At 67.9% G+C, this 20,041-nt stretch carries 21 protein-coding genes; 3 read left to right on the top strand and 18 right to left on the bottom strand.

Features of this window, described 5'->3' with window-relative positions:
• Positions 1-24: 24 nt before the first annotated feature.
• From AB0J09_RS21485 to AB0J09_RS21415, 15 genes are all read right to left on the bottom strand, one after another.
• On the bottom strand, positions 25-1,014 hold the full coding sequence (locus AB0J09_RS21485) for a LysR family transcriptional regulator (protein WP_360693608.1): 990 nt from the start codon (positions 1,012-1,014) through the stop codon (positions 25-27).
• A gap of 191 nt (positions 1,015-1,205) precedes the next feature.
• The gene (locus AB0J09_RS21480) at positions 1,206-1,994 is read right to left on the bottom strand and encodes an MBL fold metallo-hydrolase (protein ID WP_360693605.1); all 789 of its coding nucleotides are present in this window, start codon (positions 1,992-1,994) and stop codon (positions 1,206-1,208) included.
• A 237-nt stretch (positions 1,995-2,231) separates the two neighbouring features.
• Entirely contained in the window at positions 2,232-3,062 is an 831-nt protein-coding gene (locus tag AB0J09_RS21475) for a CoA ester lyase (RefSeq protein WP_360693602.1), read from the bottom strand.
• Positions 3,063-3,105: 43 nt separating this feature from the next.
• Complete coding sequence (locus AB0J09_RS21470) at positions 3,106-3,942, bottom strand: MaoC family dehydratase N-terminal domain-containing protein (protein WP_360693599.1); 837 nt, start codon at positions 3,940-3,942, stop codon at positions 3,106-3,108.
• 2 nt (positions 3,943-3,944) lie between these two features.
• Positions 3,945-5,456, bottom strand: a complete 1,512-nt coding sequence (locus AB0J09_RS21465; protein WP_360693596.1) for an aldehyde dehydrogenase — start codon at positions 5,454-5,456, stop codon at positions 3,945-3,947.
• Entirely contained in the window at positions 5,453-6,667 is a 1,215-nt protein-coding gene (locus AB0J09_RS21460; RefSeq protein ID WP_360693594.1) for a CaiB/BaiF CoA-transferase family protein, read from the bottom strand. Before AB0J09_RS21460 ends, AB0J09_RS21465 begins: the two co-directional genes overlap by 4 nt.
• Positions 6,668-7,081: 414 nt before the next feature.
• Positions 7,082-8,563, bottom strand: coding sequence for a hypothetical protein (locus tag AB0J09_RS21455; protein ID WP_360693591.1), 1,482 nt, complete (start codon positions 8,561-8,563; stop codon positions 7,082-7,084).
• Positions 8,564-8,615: 52 nt separating this feature from the next.
• Complete coding sequence (locus AB0J09_RS21450) at positions 8,616-8,762, bottom strand: hypothetical protein (protein ID WP_360693588.1); 147 nt, start codon at positions 8,760-8,762, stop codon at positions 8,616-8,618.
• Positions 8,763-9,049: 287 nt separating this feature from the next.
• Positions 9,050-9,178: a hypothetical protein gene (locus tag AB0J09_RS21445; RefSeq protein WP_360693585.1), complete on the bottom strand. Its 129-nt coding sequence runs from the start codon at positions 9,176-9,178 to the stop codon at positions 9,050-9,052.
• 532 nt (positions 9,179-9,710) lie between these two features.
• Positions 9,711-10,502: an SDR family oxidoreductase gene (locus AB0J09_RS21440; RefSeq protein WP_360693582.1), complete on the bottom strand. Its 792-nt coding sequence runs from the start codon at positions 10,500-10,502 to the stop codon at positions 9,711-9,713.
• 189 nt (positions 10,503-10,691) lie between these two features.
• Positions 10,692-12,083 carry an MFS transporter gene (locus tag AB0J09_RS21435; RefSeq protein ID WP_360693579.1) on the bottom strand — a complete coding sequence of 464 codons (1,392 nt, stop codon included), beginning with the start codon at positions 12,081-12,083 and terminating at the stop codon, positions 10,692-10,694.
• A 376-nt stretch (positions 12,084-12,459) separates the two neighbouring features.
• Entirely contained in the window at positions 12,460-12,816 is a 357-nt protein-coding gene (locus AB0J09_RS21430; protein WP_360693576.1) for a metalloregulator ArsR/SmtB family transcription factor, read from the bottom strand.
• Complete coding sequence (locus AB0J09_RS21425) at positions 12,813-13,256, bottom strand: SRPBCC domain-containing protein (RefSeq protein WP_360693573.1); 444 nt, start codon at positions 13,254-13,256, stop codon at positions 12,813-12,815. The genes AB0J09_RS21430 and AB0J09_RS21425 overlap by 4 nt, the downstream gene beginning before the upstream one ends.
• Positions 13,257-13,708: 452 nt before the next feature.
• Entirely contained in the window at positions 13,709-13,864 is a 156-nt protein-coding gene (locus AB0J09_RS21420; protein WP_360693571.1) for a hypothetical protein, read from the bottom strand.
• A gap of 40 nt (positions 13,865-13,904) precedes the next feature.
• Positions 13,905-14,546, bottom strand: coding sequence for a winged helix-turn-helix transcriptional regulator (locus AB0J09_RS21415; RefSeq protein WP_360693568.1), 642 nt, complete (start codon positions 14,544-14,546; stop codon positions 13,905-13,907).
• 79 nt (positions 14,547-14,625) lie between these two features.
• Here AB0J09_RS21415 and AB0J09_RS21410 point away from each other — a divergent pair, with 79 nt between their 5' ends.
• A complete protein-coding gene (locus tag AB0J09_RS21410) occupies positions 14,626-15,546 on the top strand; it encodes an LLM class flavin-dependent oxidoreductase (RefSeq protein ID WP_360693565.1) in 921 nt (306 codons plus the stop codon).
• Between the two features lie 65 nt (positions 15,547-15,611).
• Complete coding sequence (locus AB0J09_RS21405; protein ID WP_360693562.1) at positions 15,612-16,133, top strand: dienelactone hydrolase family protein; 522 nt, start codon at positions 15,612-15,614, stop codon at positions 16,131-16,133.
• Between the two features lie 241 nt (positions 16,134-16,374).
• Here the strand turns inward: AB0J09_RS21405 and AB0J09_RS21400 are convergent, their stop codons facing one another.
• The 3 genes from AB0J09_RS21400 to AB0J09_RS21390 form a co-directional block, all read right to left on the bottom strand.
• Positions 16,375-16,809: a DUF6196 family protein gene (locus AB0J09_RS21400; protein WP_360693559.1), complete on the bottom strand. Its 435-nt coding sequence runs from the start codon at positions 16,807-16,809 to the stop codon at positions 16,375-16,377.
• 367 nt (positions 16,810-17,176) lie between these two features.
• Positions 17,177-17,875, bottom strand: coding sequence for a HAMP domain-containing sensor histidine kinase (locus tag AB0J09_RS21395; RefSeq protein WP_360693557.1), 699 nt, complete (start codon positions 17,873-17,875; stop codon positions 17,177-17,179).
• 554 nt (positions 17,876-18,429) lie between these two features.
• Entirely contained in the window at positions 18,430-19,386 is a 957-nt protein-coding gene (locus tag AB0J09_RS21390) for an NADP-dependent oxidoreductase (RefSeq protein WP_360693554.1), read from the bottom strand.
• On the opposite strand from AB0J09_RS21390, the gene AB0J09_RS21385 reads away from it, so the two are divergent.
• Positions 19,352-20,041: AraC family transcriptional regulator (locus AB0J09_RS21385; protein WP_360693551.1), on the top strand; the 690-nt coding region annotated here is incomplete at its 3' end. The two genes, AB0J09_RS21390 and AB0J09_RS21385, sit on opposite strands and share 35 nt — an antisense overlap.

The raw sequence follows: 20,041 nt of genomic DNA, 5'->3' as shown, positions 1-20,041 counted from the left end.
CCTGGAACCGCCACTGTCGCACCGTCAGCCGGAGGCAGCATCGTGGCCGAGGTGCCCGCCGTCGCCGTCCGTCGAGGCAGACAGGGGCCAGCCGTCCGCTGGCGGGGCGTCGATCTGGGAGTGCGTCAACGTCCATCCGCGAAAGCGGCGGGCGGCGGCTGACAGGGGCCGGTCGAGATGCCACGACACACCAATGGTCCGGTAGGCGTCCTCGTCCCTCAACGGGACGAGCGTGACACCTTCGACCACCGGTGCTGTGGGTCCACCTGGAACGATGGCGACGCCGAGTTTGGACCGCACGAGGGCCCTGATGGTCGCGATCTCCGCGCTCTCGAGGACGACGTCCATATGAACCCCTCGAGCCGCGAAGAGGGCGTCGGTGGTCTGTCGAAGCCCGAACTCTTCCGGCATGGCGATAAAACGTTCGTGGAGGACTTCCACTATCTCGACATGGGGCCGATCGGCGAGCGGATGACCTGACCATGTCGCGAGGGCCAGCGGCTCATCGCGAAGCCGGACCCAACTCAGGAGCGGGTCGCGAGGCCTTGGACTCGTCAGGATGAGATCTGCTCTCCCGTCGGCGAGACGAGCGGCTACTTCGTCCGCCGAGTCCTGGTAGAGCAGGAATTTCGTCCGGGTGTCGATGCCGGCGTACTCACTCAGGAGATCCGGCACGAGCCAGGTGCCGAACGAGTGAAGGAACGCAAGCGTCACGGTGCCGGTGCGCGGTCCAAGCATGGTGGCGATGTCGTCCTCGGCCTGAGCCAGCTCACGCAGCGCGGCCTCGACGCGGGCCTTCAGCGCCTGGCCGTACCGATTGAGCCGAAGACGGCGGTTGGGCCGGTCGAAGAGCTCCACGCCGTAGGCCTGTTCGAGTCGTCTGATGGTCCGCGACAGCGCCGGTTGCGAGAGGTTGAGCGTCGCCGCGGCACGCGAGACGTTCTGCATTTCCGCGACCACGAGAAACCAGCGCAATTCGTCGAGACCTACGTGACTCAATTCCGTTCTCGGCATTTCATTTCATAAGGATTCGTGTCGCGATGATCTGTCGAGGAGGGAAGATCCACCATTCGTCGTGAACCGCCTCGCACCGCACCACCCAGCACGTCGGACAAACAGATGCTAATGGCCCTCGGCCGGAAGTGGCAACGACCAGGAAAAGCATGATCGAGCCGGGTTTGCGGTGTACGCTACCGGTCCTCGCCTCACCCGCTGAGCGGAGACCAGTACCGGCGGCCCTGCCCGGTCATGACGCGTCCGAACGCGGAGCCGCTGAAGTGGCAGGCTCCGACAGTCGTGCCGGTTTCCTCCAGCCTCGCCAGCACGTCTTCGCGCCACTGGCGAGCACGAACCGGATCGACGTCGAACATGAAGGTCAGGTCGGGCTCCTCGAACTGGGCCGCAGTGTGAATGGTGTCGCCGAGGACAATGGCACGCTCAGTGCCTGAGGAGACCACGACACACTGGTGACCAGGGGTGTGTCCCGGTGCTTGGACGATCTCAACGCCCGGCGCGATGGTCTCTCCGTCCACGGACTCCTCGAACCGTGAAGCGAAGGGCAACTGCTGGGCCGGGGCGAACGGCTCCTCCGCGTGAGCGCGCCAGTGGTCCACCTCACCCGGTCCGGCGAGATGGCGAGCGTTCCCGAAGGTCAGCGCATCGCCTGTAACGGTCCAACCAGTGTGGTCGGCATGCATATGCGTGTACACGACGACGTCGATGTCGGCGGGGGCGGAGCCGGCCTCGCCGAGGCTCTTGAGCAGTCTCCCGCTCCGCGCGGTCACAAAGTCCGGCACCTCGAGTTCGGTGTCGCCGAGGCCGAGGTCGACAAGGACCTTCTTGTCGCCGGACTCGATGAGAAAACCGCCGACGCTGCACACCCAGCGGCCGTTGTCGGTCTGTGCGGCTTGGCGTACCCAGCACTCCTCTGAGGAGCCGGGGAAGACCCCGTAGGAGAAGTGCGCGACACCGTCCGGCAGATAGGTGATTCGCACATCTCCCACGGCAATGGAATTGTGAGGAGCGGGTGTGGCGGGCATGCGACTGCCTCCAGAGAATTGATGTGGGGTCCCATCGGCGGGAAACGGGTCTCGCGCGTTATGCCGATGAGCGCTTTCATTATTGACTGTGACGAGCGCCGTTAGAAGTGCGTGTTGACGCCCAGGTCATGCGCGGGACGCATGACAGCCGTTCCGGGCCCCGGCACGGTCGTGACGGGCCGGCGACGAGCATCACGCGTTCTGACCACTGGCGCGGCCGATGATCCGTCGGGCGCGTTCGATGACCGGTCGGTCGAGCATGTGCCCGTCCTTGCCGACCGCTCCGTTCGGGGTCTCACGAGCGGCGTCCAGGACGCCGCGAGCCCACTCCACTTCGCGGTCCGTCGGCCGGAATGCCTCGGCAGCCGGGGCCACCTGGGCCGGATGGATGAGGAGCTTTCCCCCGAATCCCAGCGCCCGCGCCCGACGAGCGTCCGACGCTGCTGCCGGCGGAGCCAGGTTTGTGGTCACCGAGTCGACCGGCGCCGGCTTGCCTGCCGCACGCGAGGCGATGACGAGCGTGCTCCGAGCCAAGAGGAGCGCGTCGTCGGCGTCGTCCGCGTCGATGTCGAGAGCGAAATCGAGCGCTCCGAAGGCGAGCCGGGCGACAGGCTCACAGTCCACGATCGCTGCCGCGCTCAGGACCCCTCGTGCCGACTCGATGAGCGCCATGAGCTCCGTGCCCGGAGCGACTCGACCGGCCAGCGCCACCAGGTCTGACGCTCGCTCCGACTTCGGGACCACGATGCCCCGCAGCGCCGCCAAGCTCCCCAGGACGGAGATGTCCTCGTCGTACCAGGGTGTTCCCGGCGCGTTCACGCGAACCCATGACTCACCCCCGGCTGCGAGCCAGTGCAGCGCCGCGCGCCGCGCCCGAGCTTTCGCCTTTGGTGCGACGGCGTCCTCGAGGTCGATGATGACCTGGTCGGCACCTGACGCGACGGCCTTGGCGAAGCGTTCCGGCCGGTCGCCCGGCACGAACAGCCACGTCGAGGACAGGGCCGCGCTCCTCGGAACGCTCACGAAACTCGGCCGATCACTCGGACAAGTCCCGTGAGCGGCGCGTCTATGCTTCATACGGTGTCCGACGGATGAGCCGGCCCGTCGCCGTGGTGCGCCCCCGCCGATCCCGTACGCGGGTGACCACGACGCCATCCTGCTCGGCCGCGTCGATGACCAAGCCCTGACCGAGCGTCAGCGGAGAGACCAGCCGGTACTCGAAACGCGTTCCGGTCGAGACGGTCGAGCTGCCTGCATGGCGGCGCGCTTCCTCGCTCATCAGCAGGGCCTGCAACGGGCCGTGGACGACAAGGCCGGGGTAGTCCTCTTCGTCGCGGCAGTAGTCCACGTCGTAGTGGATCCGGTGCGTGTTGTAGGTCAGCGCCGAGAATCGGAACAGGTAAGCCTGGTCGACGGCGACCTCCGTTCCAGTCACCTCGGTCCCGGTGGCCTCGTCGCGAACGGGATCGGCCTCCATCGGGCTCACGGTGGCCAGCCGGGTCGCCTCTCGGTAGATGATGTCGATCTCGTCGGTGACGGCGACCTCTCCCCGCTGCCGGATCGTGCGGCGAGTCGTGACGATGGTCATCCAGCCGGACCGTCCGTTCCGTTCGCGTGTGTCGACGACCTCTAGTGTCGAGTCGGCCTCCTCCCCCAGCACCAGCGGGCGGTGCGACTCGACCCGCCCGCCGGCGTACATTCGCCGAAGCCCTTCTCGAGGTGGGCGCGGAACTCCGTGCTTGTCATGGCCCTCGGGGCCGAGGTCCGACTGGGACGGCCGTTCCAGGAAGTACATCCAGTGCCACAGGGCCGGAAGCTTCCACCCGTAACCGATGGAGTCGGTCGGCAGGTCGAGCAGCGCGGCCAGCCCGATGGCCGGCCCAGGTAGGAGGAGTTCGTCCATTTTCATCCCATCACAAACGGGTCGCGGGTCCGTCCACTGAGCTGAACCCAGACCGCCCGGTTCTCGAGGTATTCGTCCACCGCGCCGATGCCGTTCTCACGGCCGATGCCGCTGTCGCCGAATCCGCCGAACGGCACGCTGGGGGCGACTACGCGATAGTCGTTGATCCAGACGTTCCCGGCCCGGATCTGACCTGCGACCCGGTGTGCGCGGTGGACGTCCTTGGTCCAGACCCCGCCCGCGAGCCCGAATGGTGTGTCGTTAGCGAAACGAACGGCCTCTGATTCTTCGGTGAACGTGTAGACGCTCAACACAGGCCCGAAGATCTCCTCGCGTGCCACGGTCGAGCTGGGGTCGACCCCTGTGAGGACGGTGGGACGGACGAAGTAGCCGCCGAGCTCGTCGTCAGGGCCTCCGCCGCACGCGACGTGGGCACCCTCCTCGACGGCAGTGCGCAGGTAGCCGAGCACCTTGTCGTACTGCGGCTTGTTGGCGATGGGCCCCATCTCGGTCTCCGGGTCCTGCGGGTCACCGAGACGCAGAGTGGACGCCCTTTCGCTGATGAGCCGGACGAGTTCGTCATGGACCGACTCGTGCACGATCAGCCGGGACCCGGCCATGCACGTCTGGCCCGTGGCCGCGAAGACTCCGGAGATGACACCATTGGCAACGGCTCGCAGGTCGGCGTCCTCGAACACGATGTGCGGGGATTTGCCCCCGAGCTCGAGCGTGACCCGGCTCAGGTTCTTGGCGGCGGCGCTCGCGACGGAGCGGCCCGTGGAGGTGGCACCCGTGAATGCGACAGCGTCGACGCCGGGATGACCTGCCAGGGCGGCGCCGACCTCGCCCCGGAGGCTGGTGACGACATTGAGGACGCCGTCGGGGAACCCGGCCTCGCCGAGGAGGGACGCGAAGACCACCGTGGAGACCGGTGAGTGCTCGGACGGCTTGACGACCATCGTGCATCCGGCCGCCAGTGCCGGGGCGAGTTTCCACGTCAGCAGGAGCAGCGGCGAATTCCACGGAGTAATGGCGGCCACGACGCCGACCGGCACCCGTGTCGTGTAGACGAGGTAGTCCGAATTGGGGGTCGGAATCGAGCGGCCTTCCAGCTTGTCGGCCAGCCCCGCGTAATAGTGGTACCAACCACTCATCGCCCTCATCTGGCCGACCATCTCGCGAAACAGCTTGCCGGAGTCGTTGACCTCTAGTCTCGCCAGCCGCTCGGCATTCGCCGCGACAAGATCACCGAGGCGTCGCATCAGGACGGACCGCTCGAAACCGGTCAGCGCCCCCCACTCACCTTCGAACGCCGCCCGAGCGGCCGTCACCGCCGCATCGACATCCTCGGGACCACCGTCCGCCGCCTTCGCCCACACCCGGCCGGTGTACGGGTTCACCGTGTCAAAGGTGTTCCCGGACAGCGCGTCAGTGGACTTCCCCCCGATGAGCATTTGGAAGAGCTCCACCTCGTGCTCACGGATCTCGGGGCTGCTGACCTGCTCTCGTGTCATACCTGCACGCCTTCCTCTGCGTCATCGTCATCTCTCGGGTCGAACCGTTCGGGCGAGGGCCCCTCGAGCGCATCGAGCCACGCACGCACGTCGTCGGTGTGTTCGCCGAGCGCTGGAACCGGCCCTGACGGGTTTGGCCAATCGGCGGTCACGGCCGGCTTCAGCACCTCGACGGGCCCGGCCGACGTCTGTGCGGTGCGCCACCGCTCCCGCGCCGCGAGCTGTGGGTGAGTCACGAACTCGTCTAGCGATCGTTGCTGCGCGTATGCAATGCCGGCGCGCTCGAGCCGACCGACCGCCTCGGACAGGTCCAGCTCGCCGAAGACGCCCCCGACAATTCGGTCCAGCGCACTGCGGTGCTCGACGCGGTGCGCGTTGCTACCGAACCGTGGGTCGTTGACCAGGTCGGGTCGCCGAAGGACCTCGCTGCAGAAGACGGCCCACTCACGCTCGTTCTGCAGACCGAACGTGACGGCTTGCCCGCCGCCTGTCCTCACCGGACCGTAAGGCGCGATCGTGGCGTGGCTCGCGCCGGCTCGAGCCGGCTGCGTTCCGCCGTACCGGTTGTACAGGTAGGCGTAGCCCATCCATTCGCCCAGCGCTTCGAGCATGGATACTTCGAGAGCTGCGCCGCGCCCCGTCCGATGACGCTGATGCAGGGCACTCAGGATCCCGGAGTAGGCGTACATGCCCGCCGCAATGTCACCGATCGAGATGCCGACCTTCGACGGCGTACCAGGAGTACCGGTGATGGCGACGAGTCCTGTTTCGGACTGAATCAAGAGGTCGTACGCCTTCCGCTCCTCGTAGGGGCCGCCACTTCCATAACCGGAGATGTCACACGCGACGAGGCGTGGATTTCGGGCCGTCAGCTGACGGGCGGACACACCGAGCGCGCGAGCAGCTCGTGGAGACAGATTCTGGATAAAAACGTCAGCGTGTTCCAGGAGCCGATCGAGCAGCTTTCGTCCGTCTGCGGCTTTGAGATCCGCCACGACGCTCTCCTTACCGGCATTGAGCCACACGAAGTGGCTGGACAGGCCGTTGACCGTCGTGTCGTATCCACGAGCGAAGTCTCCACCGTCAGGCCTTTCGACCTTGATGACACGCGCCCCCAGATCGGCGAGCTGGCGACTGGCGAACGGTGCGGCTACAGCTTGTTCGAGTGCCACGACAATGAGACCGTCGAGTGGTCCACAGGTGGTCGTCATATCCAAAGTCTCGATGCGCTCGTGGCACGAATGCCAATGCCGATAACGGACACTGCGATGCCGGGAACGCATACCTGCGGGGCGTCTATCTCGGCAGGCAGGTCCAGCGGACTGATCGCCGCGAAGACCTCAGCGTGGCCGTCGCCTTGTCCACCCTGGGGCGGAGTAGTGCTGTTCGTCTGGCAGCTCAGGCGTTCCCCACCCCCAGGGTGCCGAGTGAGCCGGACACAACGTCAACGTCCTGCTGCCCGTCTACGCCCAGTGAATCCACGTCCAGCAAGGTGAGGCCTTGCGGGTCATGGAGACCCGGAGGTGACCCGCGGCCTCCGGGGAGGAGCCCGGCAATGCGGGTCTCGCGGGGAGCTGCTGCCCTGCGGGATGGCCAGGCTGCGGGGCGCGGCGGGGCGGATGTGCCTACGACCGCGTTCTGGTGGCCATCGTCACTTCCGGGTACGGCTTCGACGCGCCGGTCAGCAGGGCCGACGGGCGGTCTGCAAGGTGACGGTCGAAGAACGCCACGGAGTAGGCGTCGACGATGTCGAACCCGCGCCCGCCGCCGATCGGGCCGCACATGCCGAGCTGCGGCGTGAGCGGCGACCACGACGGTGCGTCGGTGAAGTTGAGGTGGAACATCCCCGGGATCTCCAGGTAGTAGCCGTCGCCCGGCAGGCCGTCGTAGACCGCGCGCATGGTGCGCCGGGTGCGTGCGATGTCCTCCTCTGGCCAGCCGCCGGCCCGCTCGCGTTCCAGGCGCATCGTGCCGGCGTCGCGGGTGATGAGCATGGTCGGCTGGCGCAGGCCCTTCCCGACCACGTCCGCGGGGAGGTCCACGTCCATGATGAGGCACGCTTTCAGGCGCGCGTCCTCCAGGCACGCCTTGGCGGCGTTCATCCCGCCCAGGGATATCCCGAAGACCCCGGCGCGGTGCAGATCGAGGCGGCGGGTCAGGAGGCGGTGGGGGTCGTCGGCGTCGAGCCCGGCCAGCCGGTCGAGGGCGAAACTGACATCCTGTGCGAAGTAGGGGATGATGCCGTTCGGCAGGGCCTGTCCGTGGAGAGTCGGCGCCGTCGGCTGCGGGGTGACGCTCTGGGTCACCAGGGGTTGCATCTCTTCTCTCGGCCGCCCCGGTATCAGCCGTCCGCTGGGGAGCCGTACGGCCGCGACGGCGCCTGGCTGGTCGAGCCCCACGACGACGTAGCCGTGCGAGACGAGTTCTTCGATCTGGAACGTGCTGGCCGCGCGGAATCCGTTGAGCCCGGTCAGGTAGACGAGTACGGGGTAGCGGGCCGGCAGGCGTGCGACGGGCGCGCCTTCTACGGCATGCGTGGTCACGTACCGGAAATGGGTCAAAGCGAAGTCCGGGAAGCGGAACAGCTGCGCCATCACGGGGGTGACGGCGTCGGCGTCCGGGATGTACGGGGCGTGTGGGCCCGGGACGTCCTTCTCGGCCGGGTACCAGACCTGGGCCAGGAGTTCACGATGGTCGCCGGGGTCGGCGGTGAACAGCTCCGGCCGACTCGCGTCCACCCAGTGATACGTCGTGGTGCCGATCCCGTACGGTCCGGTCGGCGCGCGGAACCGGAACACCGGCGCCGCCACGGGCAGCGCCACGGAGACGGCGAGCGCGACCGCACCCCCCAAGGTCCCGAGGACGACGACGAACCGGCCCGGACGCACCGCGCGGCCCACCCACCACGTCAAGGGCAACAGCCCGGCCAGCACGTACACCGGGACCAGCGGCCAGCGCGGACCCTCCACGGCCGCCTGGACGACGGCCGCCGCCGGAGCCAGGAGCAGCAGACAGCCCGCCAGGCGCCACCCGCGGAGCCGGGGAACCGCCAACACCGTGGACGCCACCAGCCCGGCGAGCGACAGAACAACTTCAAACGGTCTCATGGAATCGGACTCCCCGTCCTGGCGAGCCGCGCGGCGGCCTGCGACGGACTGGTCAGCGGGTCACGGTCAGCGACAGGGCGGGGTCGGACAGGACGAGCCCGGCCGCCGCCCCGGTGCCAATGAGCGGCATGCCGAGGAGGCCGAGCACGCCCAGGGTCTTGAGCGCGCCGATCGGCCAGACCAGCCATGACTGCGGCACCCCGGCGTTCGCGAGCGGACCCGAGCACCGGCATGGTCGGCGACCCAGTCGGCGAACGTGCAGGAGGGGCGGCCGAGAACGTTCTCCCCCTTGCTGGGGCGCCCCGATGGCGCGAGGTTTGCAGCTCGTACGGGTTGCCGCTGTTCGTCGCCGACAGCCCCGTCCCCCGCTCTCCGACCAGGCGAGCAGGTTGTCAGCGGGCTCGCCGAAGGTGGGCGGAAGACGGCCTGGACAGCGTCGTGTGGGAGACGGTCGTCTCCGCCGTGACGGATCATCCTGGACGACGTTCACTCTGCGGGCCGGGTAGCGGTCTCGGGGGTGCGGCCAACGGCACGCACCCGGGTGCCTCGGTCGACGATCTGCTCCACGATCAGACGACCAATGGCGCCGGTGGCTCTGGCGATGAGGACGGTCATGACCAGCCCCTCCTTAAGGATTGAGCGGATGAGACGCCGATGGCCTCGCGCGCTCGCGGTCCGGCATCGAGGAAAGCGGCCCACGCGCATGGGGGCGCAGCCGTGATCTCACGCCGTCTCGTTTCGTTCGCTCTCCTGAGAGGGTCATCGGGATCGGCGTGTGACGTCGTGCCGGACAATGTGATCGGTGTCTCAGCTCGCCATCGCTCCCGTGTCGCGACTCCAGTGCAGAGGGGCCACGCCGGTCACAGGGCAGCGGCCGACCCCATGGGAAGAGTTCCGCCCGTCGCAGTGGGGCTGGGGCGCTTAGCGTCCGCGGGCGAACGGGCCGTTGCCGCGCCCCTACCTGACCGCGCCGGCTGCAGACGGTCACCTGTATCCGGCCGATGCGGGCGGCCCCCCGCCTCGGGGATCAGTTCGGGATTCGGCAGTGGGAGCGGGGGCGACGGAGGCCTTCACACGCCCCCATCCTCACTACCAATGACGCCGTCATGGACACGACAAATGTCAGGCGGCACGCGGCCCGCGAAGGTCAGACGTTCTTGATCATTCCTCCGTCGATGAGATACTCGTTGCCGGTGATGTTGATGGGCGAGGCCAGGAACGCGATGAGCCGCGCCACCTCCTCCGGTGCGGCGATGCGGCCGGTGGTTACGCCGCTCCCGCTTATCAGCTGCTCCACGAACGCGTCGTGGGAGACGCCCTGCTCCCTCGCGAGGCGGCCGACGAAGCCGTCCGGGTCGGCCCACACCCCGGTGCGGACCGGTCCCGGCGACACGGTGACGGCGCGCACGCCCTGCCCCCCGAACTGCTCGGCGATCACTTTGGTGAGGGCGCTGAGCGCGGCCTTGGATACGTTGTAGTCGGCGGGTCCGGCGGCGAGGGCACGCGCCCCGACCGAGGAGATGTTGATGATCGTGCCCCTGCGCTCGATCAGACTGGGGAGCGCGGCGCGGCTGACCCGCAGCGCGCTGTAGAAGTGCAGGTTGAAGGTGTGCTCCCAGGCGTCGTCCGGCAGCTCGAGCAGATTGAGCAGGGCGCCCTTGGCGAAGTCGTCGGTATCGCCGACCCCCACGTTGTTGACGAGCAGGTCGATGCCACCGAGCTCGACGAGGGCCCTGTCGATGAGCTCGGCCGGCCCCTCGGCCGTGGAGAGGTCGACGGTCACGGGCACGGCCCCGGTCTCCTTCAGCTCCGCCGTGATGGTGCGTGAGCCGGTGACCACGCGCATCCCCTCGGCGAGCAGGGTGCGGACGAGCGCCAGGCCAATCCCCTTGCTGCCGCCGGTGACGACCGCGGTCTTACCTGTCAGTTGCAGATCCACTGGGTGTTCTCCTCTTTCGTGGCCGCAGCGGGAGCTGCGGTGCGAGTGTGTTGCGGGTGCCGTGCCGAGTCGGCGACCGCGGGGCTCATCGCGATGTCTCCGGAACCTCGCGCGTCTGGCTGGCCCACCTTTCCCGTTCGAACCGGATTGCCCCGGTTCGGTGAAACGCGGTCGGTTTCCGCCCTAGGCCTAGCTCGCCGTTGGCAGGGCCGACGTAGCCGCGCTCTGCTCGGCGCGTGGCCGGAGGCCGATCCAGGTGAGCGTGACGCTGACGAGCGTGACGATCACGTTCACGGTCAGGGCCAGGTGGATACCGTTCAGTTGCGACGCTTGGGTGGCGGCGATCGCGCTCAGGATCGGGATGCCGATCGTGATGGCGACGTTCTGGGTCATCGTCGTCAGGCCGGTGGCCAGGCCCTGCTCCTCGTTCGGCAGGCCGGAGGTGCCGGTGACCGTGTAGGCCACGATGGACGTCACGTGCCCGAAGAAGCTGATGAGCAGTGCCGGGATCAGGACGGCCAGCCCCAGGCGGCCGGAGCCGATGAAGATCAGCGGGACCGTGGCGAGGCTCTGCACGGCCAGACCGGCCGGCAGCACCTTGCGGTAGCCGTAGCGGCCGATGAGACGACCGGCGATCGGGCCCGCGAGCACCGCCGCCAGCCCGGGGACACCGAAGATCAGGCCGGTGACGAGCGGGTTGAACTTGAGGATGTTCTGGAGGTACAGCGTCATCATGAAGATCATCGCCGTCTCCATGCTGAACACCACGAGACCGGCGTAGTTGCCCCACTTGACGGTCGGGCGCCCCAGGATGCGGACCGGGGCGAGCGGCGCGGCCGCGCGCAGCTCGATCACCCAGAACGCGGCCAGCAGCGCGATGCCGATGACACCCACGAGGATGCTCTGCTCGATGATCGCGTAGACGACGGCCAGCAGACCGCCGGTCACGGTGATCGCGCCGGGCACGTCCAGTTTGACCCGGTCGGGCAGCTTGCTCTCGGTGATCAGGAACGGCGTGAGCGCGAGGATGACCACTGCCACGGGCGTGTTGATGAAGAACGCCGAGCGCCAGCTCAGCAGGCTGACCAGGGCGCCGCCGACGAGCGCGCCGATGGTGAAGCCACCGGACAGCAGCGCGCCGTTGAGGCCCAGGACGCGGTCACGAGTCGCGCCCTCCTCGAACGTGGTGGTGAGCAGGGACAGCGAGGCCGGGATGGACAAGGCGGTGGACAGCCCCTGGAGCGCGCGGGCGGTCAGCAGCATCTCGGGGTTGGTGGCGAAGCCGCCGAGCAGCGAGGCGGCGGCCAGCAGGACCATCCCCGCGATGAACAACCGGCGGCGGCCGAACAGGTCGGCCAACCGTCCGAAAAGGAGGGTGAAGCCCGCCGCGGGCAAGGCATAGGCGGAGGCGACCCAGGGCAACGCCGTCAGATCCAGCCCGATGCCCTCGCCCACCTCCGGCAGCGCGACGTTCAGGATGGAGAAGTCGACGGACAGCATGAACCCGGCGCCGAGCAGGATCAGCAGGATCAACCGCTGCCGGCTGGTGAAGTGGGGCGGCGAGGTCGTGTCAGTGGTCAAGAGACGGTTCCCTTTCTCAAGAACCCGATGTGGTACAACATCGGTCCGGCCCGGTCGAAGACGCGTCCCCCCCGGGGGGTCGTCGCGGATCTCTCCCCGTCGACCGCCGCGGGTTGCGGCCGCCGTGGCCTTCGCGGAGAGCTGGGCATGCAAGGCGTCGTGCCGGGCCGCCCAAAGTGATCCATCCACATGGACCGTCGGCGAGCCGGCGGCCCGCGCCGGGCCCGGCTTCAGTCGGTTTCATGGCAGGCTCAGGACACCCCGCGGCCCGGGGTGTGCTGTGAGCCCCTTTTCCAGACCTGCCTTCGGGTTCACTCACGAAGGCGGTCGTTCGTGCCCCGGTCCCAGCGGGGGTCGAACACCTACTACTGGCGGGCTAGCCCTGTTCCAGTTCGGCCGCCTCGGCGATGCGCTTGATCGCCGCCAGCCGCCTGTCCCACTCGGCCGCGACCGAAGCCATCCACTGCGCAGTCGCATCCAGAGCGGCGGGCCTCACCGCGTACCGCACCTCCCGTCCCACCCGGCTGCCGGACACCAGTCCGGCGGCGTCCAGGACGGCGAGGTGCTTGACGATCGCCTGCCGCGAGACGGGCAGCCGTTCGGCGAGCGTCGTCGCGGTGGCCTCGCCCTGCGCGGCGAGCAGGTCGAGCAGTTGACGTCGCGTCGGGTCGGCCAGGGCAACAAGGACGCTGCCGACCTCCTCGACGGCGTCGCGACGTTCCTCTGTGGTCATCCGGCCTGTTCGGCGCGGTTCTTGAGCGCGTCGAACACCTGAGACCAGCCGCTGGTGTTGAACCGTACCGCCTCGTCGCGCAACTCCTCGGACGTGCTCAGTGCCGCGAACCCGCTCTCGACGACGCGCAGACGCGTCTTGTCGCCCTCCGAGGTCAACGTGAACTCGACCAGGGTGCTGTTGTCCTCACGCAACTCCTGGCCGGGGAACGCGCTTGCCCAGCGGTACGCCACGTACGTCGGCGGCTCGACCTTCTCCACGCGCACCGAGACCTCACCGAGATTGGGGTTCTGCGCGACCAACGACGCGCCCTCCCTGGCCACGGTACCGGCCACGGTCGCCTCGTCGGCCACCCAGAAGCCTGGCGTGGCGACGAGCGACCACACGCGCTCCAGCGATGCCGCGATCAACGTTTCGCGCTCGATCCGGTCTTCACTCATGAGAAGGACTCCTTCACTGTGGACATAAGACGCAACCTATAGTTGCATGTCGCATCATCAGGCGCAACCCGTGAGTTGCACTTGCGGTGTGCCGTCTAACCGATGAGAAGGCAGATTCCCGTGGAAGCCCTGGCCTCGTCCGGTTCGGGGCTTGTCCCGGCATTGGTGGCGGCAAGTCGGGCCCTATCAGAGCAGCGCTGGCTGAGCATCGCTTCTCGTGTGCGGCCCGGCCGACATCAACGACCGCAGGCCGCATCTGGACGCTTTGCGCGAAGCGTGCCGTGTTCAGCGTCCGGTCCGTCCAGGGGAACGGCAGGTCCGCGTAGGTGTCGCGCATGTCATCCGACTTGTGGGCGGGCGTGGAGTCGAAGGCGCCGTAGGGCGAGTAGCCCGCCGGCGCCTGGGATGAGGGCACGCCATCGGGCGCCGGCCGCGGACGGGACCAGCGCCGATCACGTCTCCCCGCCGCAGCCCGGCCGGACGGTCATCAGGACGACGACGATCGCCCACAGCAGGTTGTAGATCCCCGCGAGCATGGACATCGTGCGCAGCTTCTGGCCGTCGCCGCCGTCGCGGAGCGCAGCGCGCCGGCGGGGGTGGATCTGCATGACGAGCAGGACGCCCCCGCTCGTCAGAGCGGTGCTTCGCTCACTCCGTGCCCGGTACAGCCGCGAACAGCCGCTCGACGGCCGCTCTGTCTCCGGTGACCGTCAACCGTTCCTGCGCAAGCGCCTCGTGGACGGTCAGCCGCTTCGTCACGAGCGCGCCGAACGTACCGGGGTCGGTGATCAGAACGGCGTCGGGGTCGGCCGGGTTCTCGCGGGTGATGTGCGGGTTTCCGTCGGTGACCTGGATCGTGAACTGGTCGTACTCGAAACGCAGCGCGTACGTGGCGGTCAGGCCGGCGACGGCGTCGGGGTCGAAACGCTGGCGTAGCGCGAGGACCGCCGCGTCGGCGCCGATGTCGGCGTCCGGGTCGAGCCGAGGCGACCGGCGGCCCCACCGGCCGAGGTGCGTGATGACCGGTCTCAGGTCCGCCCCCCACTCGGTCAGCTCGTACACCGTCGCGCTGACGGGCGGGCCGAGCCGGCGTCGCCGGACCACGGCGGCCTCCTCCAGCTCGCGGAGCCGCTGGGCGAGGATCCGGGCGTTGATCCCGGGCATGCCGCGTTCGAGGTCGGAGAACCGCTTGGGGCCGAGCAGCAGATCGCGCACCACGAGCAGCGCCCATCGCTCGCCGACCAGGTCGAGTGCATGGGCTGTGGCACACGCCTCGCCATAGCTTCGCACGAGCGGAAGCTTAGCACCTGCTTCTCTTGCACCACCATCTACTTGTATTTCGTAACCAAGCGGGCGTACGGTTCGATCCATGCGATTCGCCATCTCCATCCCGCAGTACGTCTCCGACGGCAGCTTCGACCCCGCCGCGCTGCGGCGGTATCTCACCCGCGCCGAGGAACTCGGCTTCCACAGCGCCTGGACCGGCGAGCAGCCGCTCGGCACCATGCCGCATCTCGGGCCGGTCGAGACCATGACCTACGCCGCCGCCTGCACCGATCGGATCCGGCTCGGCTGTGCCGCGTTCATCAGCTCGCTGCACAGCCCGGTTCACCTGGCCAAGAGTCTGAGCTCGCTCGACCAGCTCAGCCGCGGCCGGCTCGATATCGCGATCACCACCGGCGGGCGGTTCCGGCCGTTCGCGGCCTTCAGCGTGGAGCCGGACAGTTTCGTCGCGCGATTCACCGAAGGGCTGCGATTGATGAAGGAGCTCTGGAGCGAAGACCGAGTCGACTTCGACGGGCGGTTCTGGCGCTTGTCCGACGCGGCGATGGAGCCGAAGACCTACCAGAAGCCGCACCCGCCCATTTGGTTCGGCGCCACCGCACCGGCATCGCTGCAGCGAGCCGTCCGTCTCGGCGACGGCTTCTTCGGGGCGGGTTCCAGTACCACGGCGCAGTTCGCCGAGCACGTGCGCATCATCCGGCAGGCGCTCCACGACCAGCAGCGCGACCCCGCCGGCTTCCCTATCGCCAAGCGGATCTACATCGCCGTGGACGACGACGCCGCGCGTGCCCGCGAACGGATCGCCGCCTCACTCGATGCTCTCTACGGCTATTTCGGGCTGAGAGACCTGGCCCCGGTGGCCGTGGCGGGCACGCCGGACGACTGCGTGCGGGGCATCCGCGACGTGATCGACGCCGGTGCCGACATGATCCTGCTCAATCCGATGTTCGACGACTTCGAGCAGATGGATCGCCTCGCCGCCGATGTACTCCCCAAACTCCGCTGACGGAACAAGCCCGCAACCGCCGCACCTTCCGCGTCGAGACCGGCGCCTCCCGGCTGCGCTGCGTCATGCGCTCCTTCCGGGAACTGTCCGCGCAGCGCGGGCGGAGCTTCGACGAGCTGGAGTCCGCACGGACGTGGCTCGCCGGACGACCGGACTGCACCGGCCGCATCGGAGTGATCGGCTTCTGTATGGGGGGCGGCTTCGCTCTCCTCGCGGCGGCGCAGCCTGACTACGCGGCGGCCGCCGTCAACTACGGCACGGTCCCCAAGGACACCGCCCAGGCGTTGACCGGCGTCTGCCCGGTCGTGGCGAGCTACGGCGGACGGGACGCCAGCCTGCGGGGCGCCGCCGCCCGCCTGCAAGAGGCGCTGACCAGTCTGGACGTCCCCCACGACGTCCGCGAATACCCCGAAGCCGGACACGGCTTCCTCAACAAGCACAAGCCGCTGCTCATCACGCGGATCCTCGCCAAGGCCGGGTTCCGGCAGGAGGCCGCCGACGACGCGTGGGACCGCATCGACACGTTCTTCGCCGAACACCTGCACCAGACCACCGGGCAGCTCCCGCCGGCCGAGGCCCAGCGCTGAGCGCGGTGGCACGGCTGCCCCCATAGGTGGTCATTTCACGACTGGGGCGCCGGTCAACGATGGAGCGCGTCCGGGGCGCCGCCACGGCTGGCCCGCCGTCTATGACGCCGTCCTGACCGCTTTCATGATCTGCGCCAATCTCTGCGTGCCTGTCCCTTCCGCCGACTTCATCTGGAAGGGACATCCAGCTGTAGATCGTGATCCTCATCGTTCGTGGATAGATCGCCGCTTGCCGTGCAGGTCAGCTGCCTCGCAGCGTCCTGACGACCCCGATGGCCTCATCCAGCAAGTCGATAGGACAGCCCCAATAGTCATAGATGCCGCCTCGGGCGCGGTTGCTGCCGCAGATGACAAATACGCCTGTCCCCAGCTCAACCTTGAGATGGGTGGCCAGCCAGCCGACGAAACCGCTGTTGTCCACATGGCCGGCGAAGTGAAAAGAGAAGATTCCGAAACGTTCGACACCGTCGCGTTCCTGGGTGAGCGGGACCAGGCGGCTCCAACTCTCCTGGTCCCGAACGACCGCCAGTGTCTCGCCGGTGAGCGCCGGCGGTTGGTCGGCCGGAAACTCTTGAAAACACCAGACGCCGTCATGCACGACGAGGTCAGCCTGGGAGATCACACGACGTAGCCGCTCCTCTGTCTCTTCCGCAGTCTCAATACTCACACTGACCATCAGCGGGCCTCCTTGATGCCGGTGATGCCGTGATCCCACTCGGGGATCAACGCGCGGTCGCCTCCCCTGGCGGAACGAAGGCTTCTGACAGGGCACACGCAACGCCTCCGCCGCCTTGTCTATTCCACACGAAGGTCTTTCTGCCTGCGGAAACCATGACGAGTAAGACCACGATTTTCGTGATCGTTGGGTGGCTTGTCTTCGGTAGTGGCCGGCGCGGGCTTGGTGACGGCGTCGCCAGGCGGACCAGCCGAGCCGGCCGCCGGATCTTCGAGCCCAAGGGGACGCTCATCCCCCGGACGTGAACGTCCCGATGCCGGCGGCGCCTGGGCTGCGCGTGCATCCCAGCCAGGTCAGATTCTGCACGTCAGGCGGGCGAATGCACCGGTCTTCTGCCCTCCGATGATTCTTCCTCCGCGGCCTCCGAGGACGAGAACGGCAGACGGACAAGGAATCGCACGCCGGGGTGGACGTTCTCGACCCTGATGTTCCCGCCGTAGGCTTCGGTTATCTCCCTGGCTACGGTGAGACCGACGCCGGTGGCGCCATATGTGGTGCGTCTGTCGGTGTCTCGCTGGTGGAACGGCTCGAAAATCCGCTCGCGATCGTCCTCTCGGATGACGTCACCGTCATTGCTCACACTCAACATGACAGATCGCCCGTGGCGGAGGACGGCGACCGAGACTCTGGTGGCTGCGAAGGCTGCCGCATGATCGATCAGGGTTGTCACGATCCTCGTCAGCAGCGAGAACGATCCGTCGACAATCGCCCCTTTCGTCAGCTCCATCTGGATATGGCAGGGAGGACGTATCCGGCTCGACTGGCGGCGTGCAACGTCGGCGGCCACCAAGCATGCCAGGTCCATGGACTGATTGACGCCGTCCGGGCGGCCTGGAATCAAAGTCAGCACGATTAGGTCAGCGACAATCGCTTCCAGCCTTCTGAGTGTGTACAGGGCATTGTGGACAGCTACGGGCGCGTCTTCCGGGTGCATGTGAGCCTCCTCCAGATTGGCGCGCACTCCTGTAAGAGGAGTAAGAAGCTCGTGGGTGGCGTTGGCGGCCACTCGACATCCAAGTTGATGCCATCGCCCGTCCGCTGTTCCAAGGGTCAGGTGCTTCGCCTGGACCCGGTCATGTGACGGCCCGGTTTCTCGCAAGAGGTCGCTGATCATGGCCTCCAAGCGGGTGAGGGCGTGCAGAGCCCCGTCAACGGCCACGGACGCGTGCTGCGGGTACAGACCGGCCTCCTCCAAGTGGACGCGCACGCCAGTTAGAGCATTGAGAAGCTCGTGGGTGACGTCCGGGATGGTTGGATGCGTCCGATCCCAATGGCTTCGCTGTGTCAGAAGCCCCGCCCTCGGCCTGAGCAGTGCGGTGCAATTGCATGTGCTGTTCATGGTGCGCCCCCTGATAGCCGCTGACGCGGCGGCTGTGATCGTTCGATGGCACAAGCCTGACCTCGGGAACCACCCGTATGGGACCGATGAATTACCTCAAGCACTACCTATGTCACCCAGGCAGGTAGCGCAGCCATCGCGAGAGCCCACCGCAAGAGGCGGCCTCGCCGTTGGCGCCGATGAGGTGTTCGCCGCCGCTGCAGATGCCCAAGATCCACACTTCACTCGACGTTGAGGACGATCTTGCCGGTGGTGCGGCCGGTCTCGCCCAGACTGTGTGCCTTGGCGGCCTGCGAGAGGGGGAGGACGGTCTCGATCGTGGGACGGAGCCGACCGGTGGCCGCCAGGTCGGCGATGACGGTCAGGGTGGCGTGATCGGGTTCGACGAGCATGAATCCGGCGCGGATGCCGAGCGTCGCGGCGTGCGGCTTGAGGGCGTCATCGGCCGGTGAGGCGAGCGAGACCAGCGTTCCCCCGGCGCGTAGCACGCTCAAGGAACGGGTCCCGTAATCGCCGCCGATGGTGTCGAGCACGACATCGACGTCCCGGACGGCGGTGGCGAAGTCCGTGGTGGTGTAGTCAATGAGTTCGTCGGCGCCGAGTCCGCGCAGGAAAGCGTGCTTGTCGCGGCGCGCGGTGCCGATGACGTGGGCGCCGCGGGTCTTGGCGATCTGGACAGCGATGTGCCCGAAGCCGCCGGCGGCGGCGTGGATCAGGACCCGGTGGCCGGGCTGGAGGTGCGCGGTGTCGAAGAGCGCCTGCCAGGCCGTCAGCGAGACCAGCGGCAGGGCCGCCGCCTGGATATGGTCGATGTTGGGTGGTTTGCGGGCGAAGTGCCGAGCGGGCGCGGTCACGTACTGCGCGTACGCCCCGGCTTGGTGGGGGAAGCGCGGCATTCCGAAGACGTGGTCGCCCTCCTGGAACAATGTCACCCCCATGCCGACGTCCTCGACCGTGCCCGAGACGTCCCAGCCGACGGCGGGTGGATCTTCCCACAGCCCGAGGCCGCCGCTCGCCCGCTGCTTCCAGTCGGCCGCGTTGACCCCCGCCGCGTGGACCCGCACCAGGATCTCGCACGGGCCGGGTGTGGGGCGGGGCAGATCGGTCTCCCGTAGGTGCTCTGGTCCGCCCCATGAGTCCACGATGATCGCCCGCATCCACTGGGTGCTCTCGCTCATGCCGTACGTGCTCCTCTTCGATGTGCCGGACGCCGCTGCGCGCGGCCCAGTCTGCAACCAGAGGCAGGCGGTCACCATTTGGCTGAATGCCATTTTGTGCCAGGATCTGGCCATGCACCGTGTAGTCGTTCTCGTGCTCGACGGCGTCATCCCGTTCGAACTAGGCATTCCCTCAAGGATCTTCGGCGAGGCCACCGGGCCCGGCGGCGAACCGCTCTATGAAGTGATCACCTGCACCCTCGGCGGGCGACCGGTGACCAGCAGCGCGGGCTTCACCATCGGCGTCGAGCACGACGCCGATGCACTCGCCGACGCCGGCACCGTGGTGATCCCGCCGTCCGATGCCCTCGGACCGGCGCGCGAGCACGGCCTGCTGCCCGAACCCGTGGCCGAGGCGTTGTCCCGCATCCGGCCGGGCACCCGCATCGTGTCGATCTGCACGGCATCGTATGTGCTGGCCGCCGCGGGACTGCTGGACGACCGCCCGGCGACCACGCACTGGCGGGAGGCAGAGCACTTCCAGCGCACGTTCCCCCGCGTCAAGGTCAATCCCGGCGTCCTGTTCGTCGACGACGGCGACGTGCTCACCTCCGCCGGCGCCGCCGCCGGAGTGGACCTGTGCCTGCATCTGGTCCGGCGCGATCACGGCAGCGAG

The sequence above is a fragment of the Nonomuraea sp. NPDC049784 genome (genome assembly GCF_040659615.1).
Lineage (GTDB): Bacteria > Actinomycetota > Actinomycetes > Streptosporangiales > Streptosporangiaceae > Nonomuraea.
The sequence above is the reverse complement of the archived record's forward strand: the minus strand, read 5'-3'. Positions and strand labels throughout refer to the sequence as shown.

Coding starts and splice junctions, on each gene's coding strand:
- AB0J09_RS21485 (WP_360693608.1), bottom strand. CDS start 1,014: ATGCCGAGAACGGAATTGAGTCACGTAGGTCTCGACGAATTGCGCTGG.
- AB0J09_RS21470 (WP_360693599.1), bottom strand. CDS start 3,942: ATGGACGAACTCCTCCTACCTGGGCCGGCCATCGGGCTGGCCGCGCTG.
- AB0J09_RS21465 (WP_360693596.1), bottom strand. CDS start 5,456: ATGACACGAGAGCAGGTCAGCAGCCCCGAGATCCGTGAGCACGAGGTG.
- AB0J09_RS21460 (WP_360693594.1), bottom strand. CDS start 6,667: ATGACGACCACCTGTGGACCACTCGACGGTCTCATTGTCGTGGCACTC.
- AB0J09_RS21455 (WP_360693591.1), bottom strand. CDS start 8,563: ATGAGACCGTTTGAAGTTGTTCTGTCGCTCGCCGGGCTGGTGGCGTCC.
- AB0J09_RS21445 (WP_360693585.1), bottom strand. CDS start 9,178: ATGACCGTCCTCATCGCCAGAGCCACCGGCGCCATTGGTCGTCTGATC.
- AB0J09_RS21430 (WP_360693576.1), bottom strand. CDS start 12,816: ATGACCACAGAGGAACGTCGCGACGCCGTCGAGGAGGTCGGCAGCGTC.
- AB0J09_RS21425 (WP_360693573.1), bottom strand. CDS start 13,256: ATGAGTGAAGACCGGATCGAGCGCGAAACGTTGATCGCGGCATCGCTG.
- AB0J09_RS21420 (WP_360693571.1), bottom strand. CDS start 13,864: ATGCAGATCCACCCCCGCCGGCGCGCTGCGCTCCGCGACGGCGGCGAC.
- AB0J09_RS21410 (WP_360693565.1), top strand. CDS start 14,626: ATGCGATTCGCCATCTCCATCCCGCAGTACGTCTCCGACGGCAGCTTC.
- AB0J09_RS21405 (WP_360693562.1), top strand. CDS start 15,612: ATGCGCTCCTTCCGGGAACTGTCCGCGCAGCGCGGGCGGAGCTTCGAC.
- AB0J09_RS21400 (WP_360693559.1), bottom strand. CDS start 16,809: ATGGTCAGTGTGAGTATTGAGACTGCGGAAGAGACAGAGGAGCGGCTA.
- AB0J09_RS21390 (WP_360693554.1), bottom strand. CDS start 19,386: ATGAGCGAGAGCACCCAGTGGATGCGGGCGATCATCGTGGACTCATGG.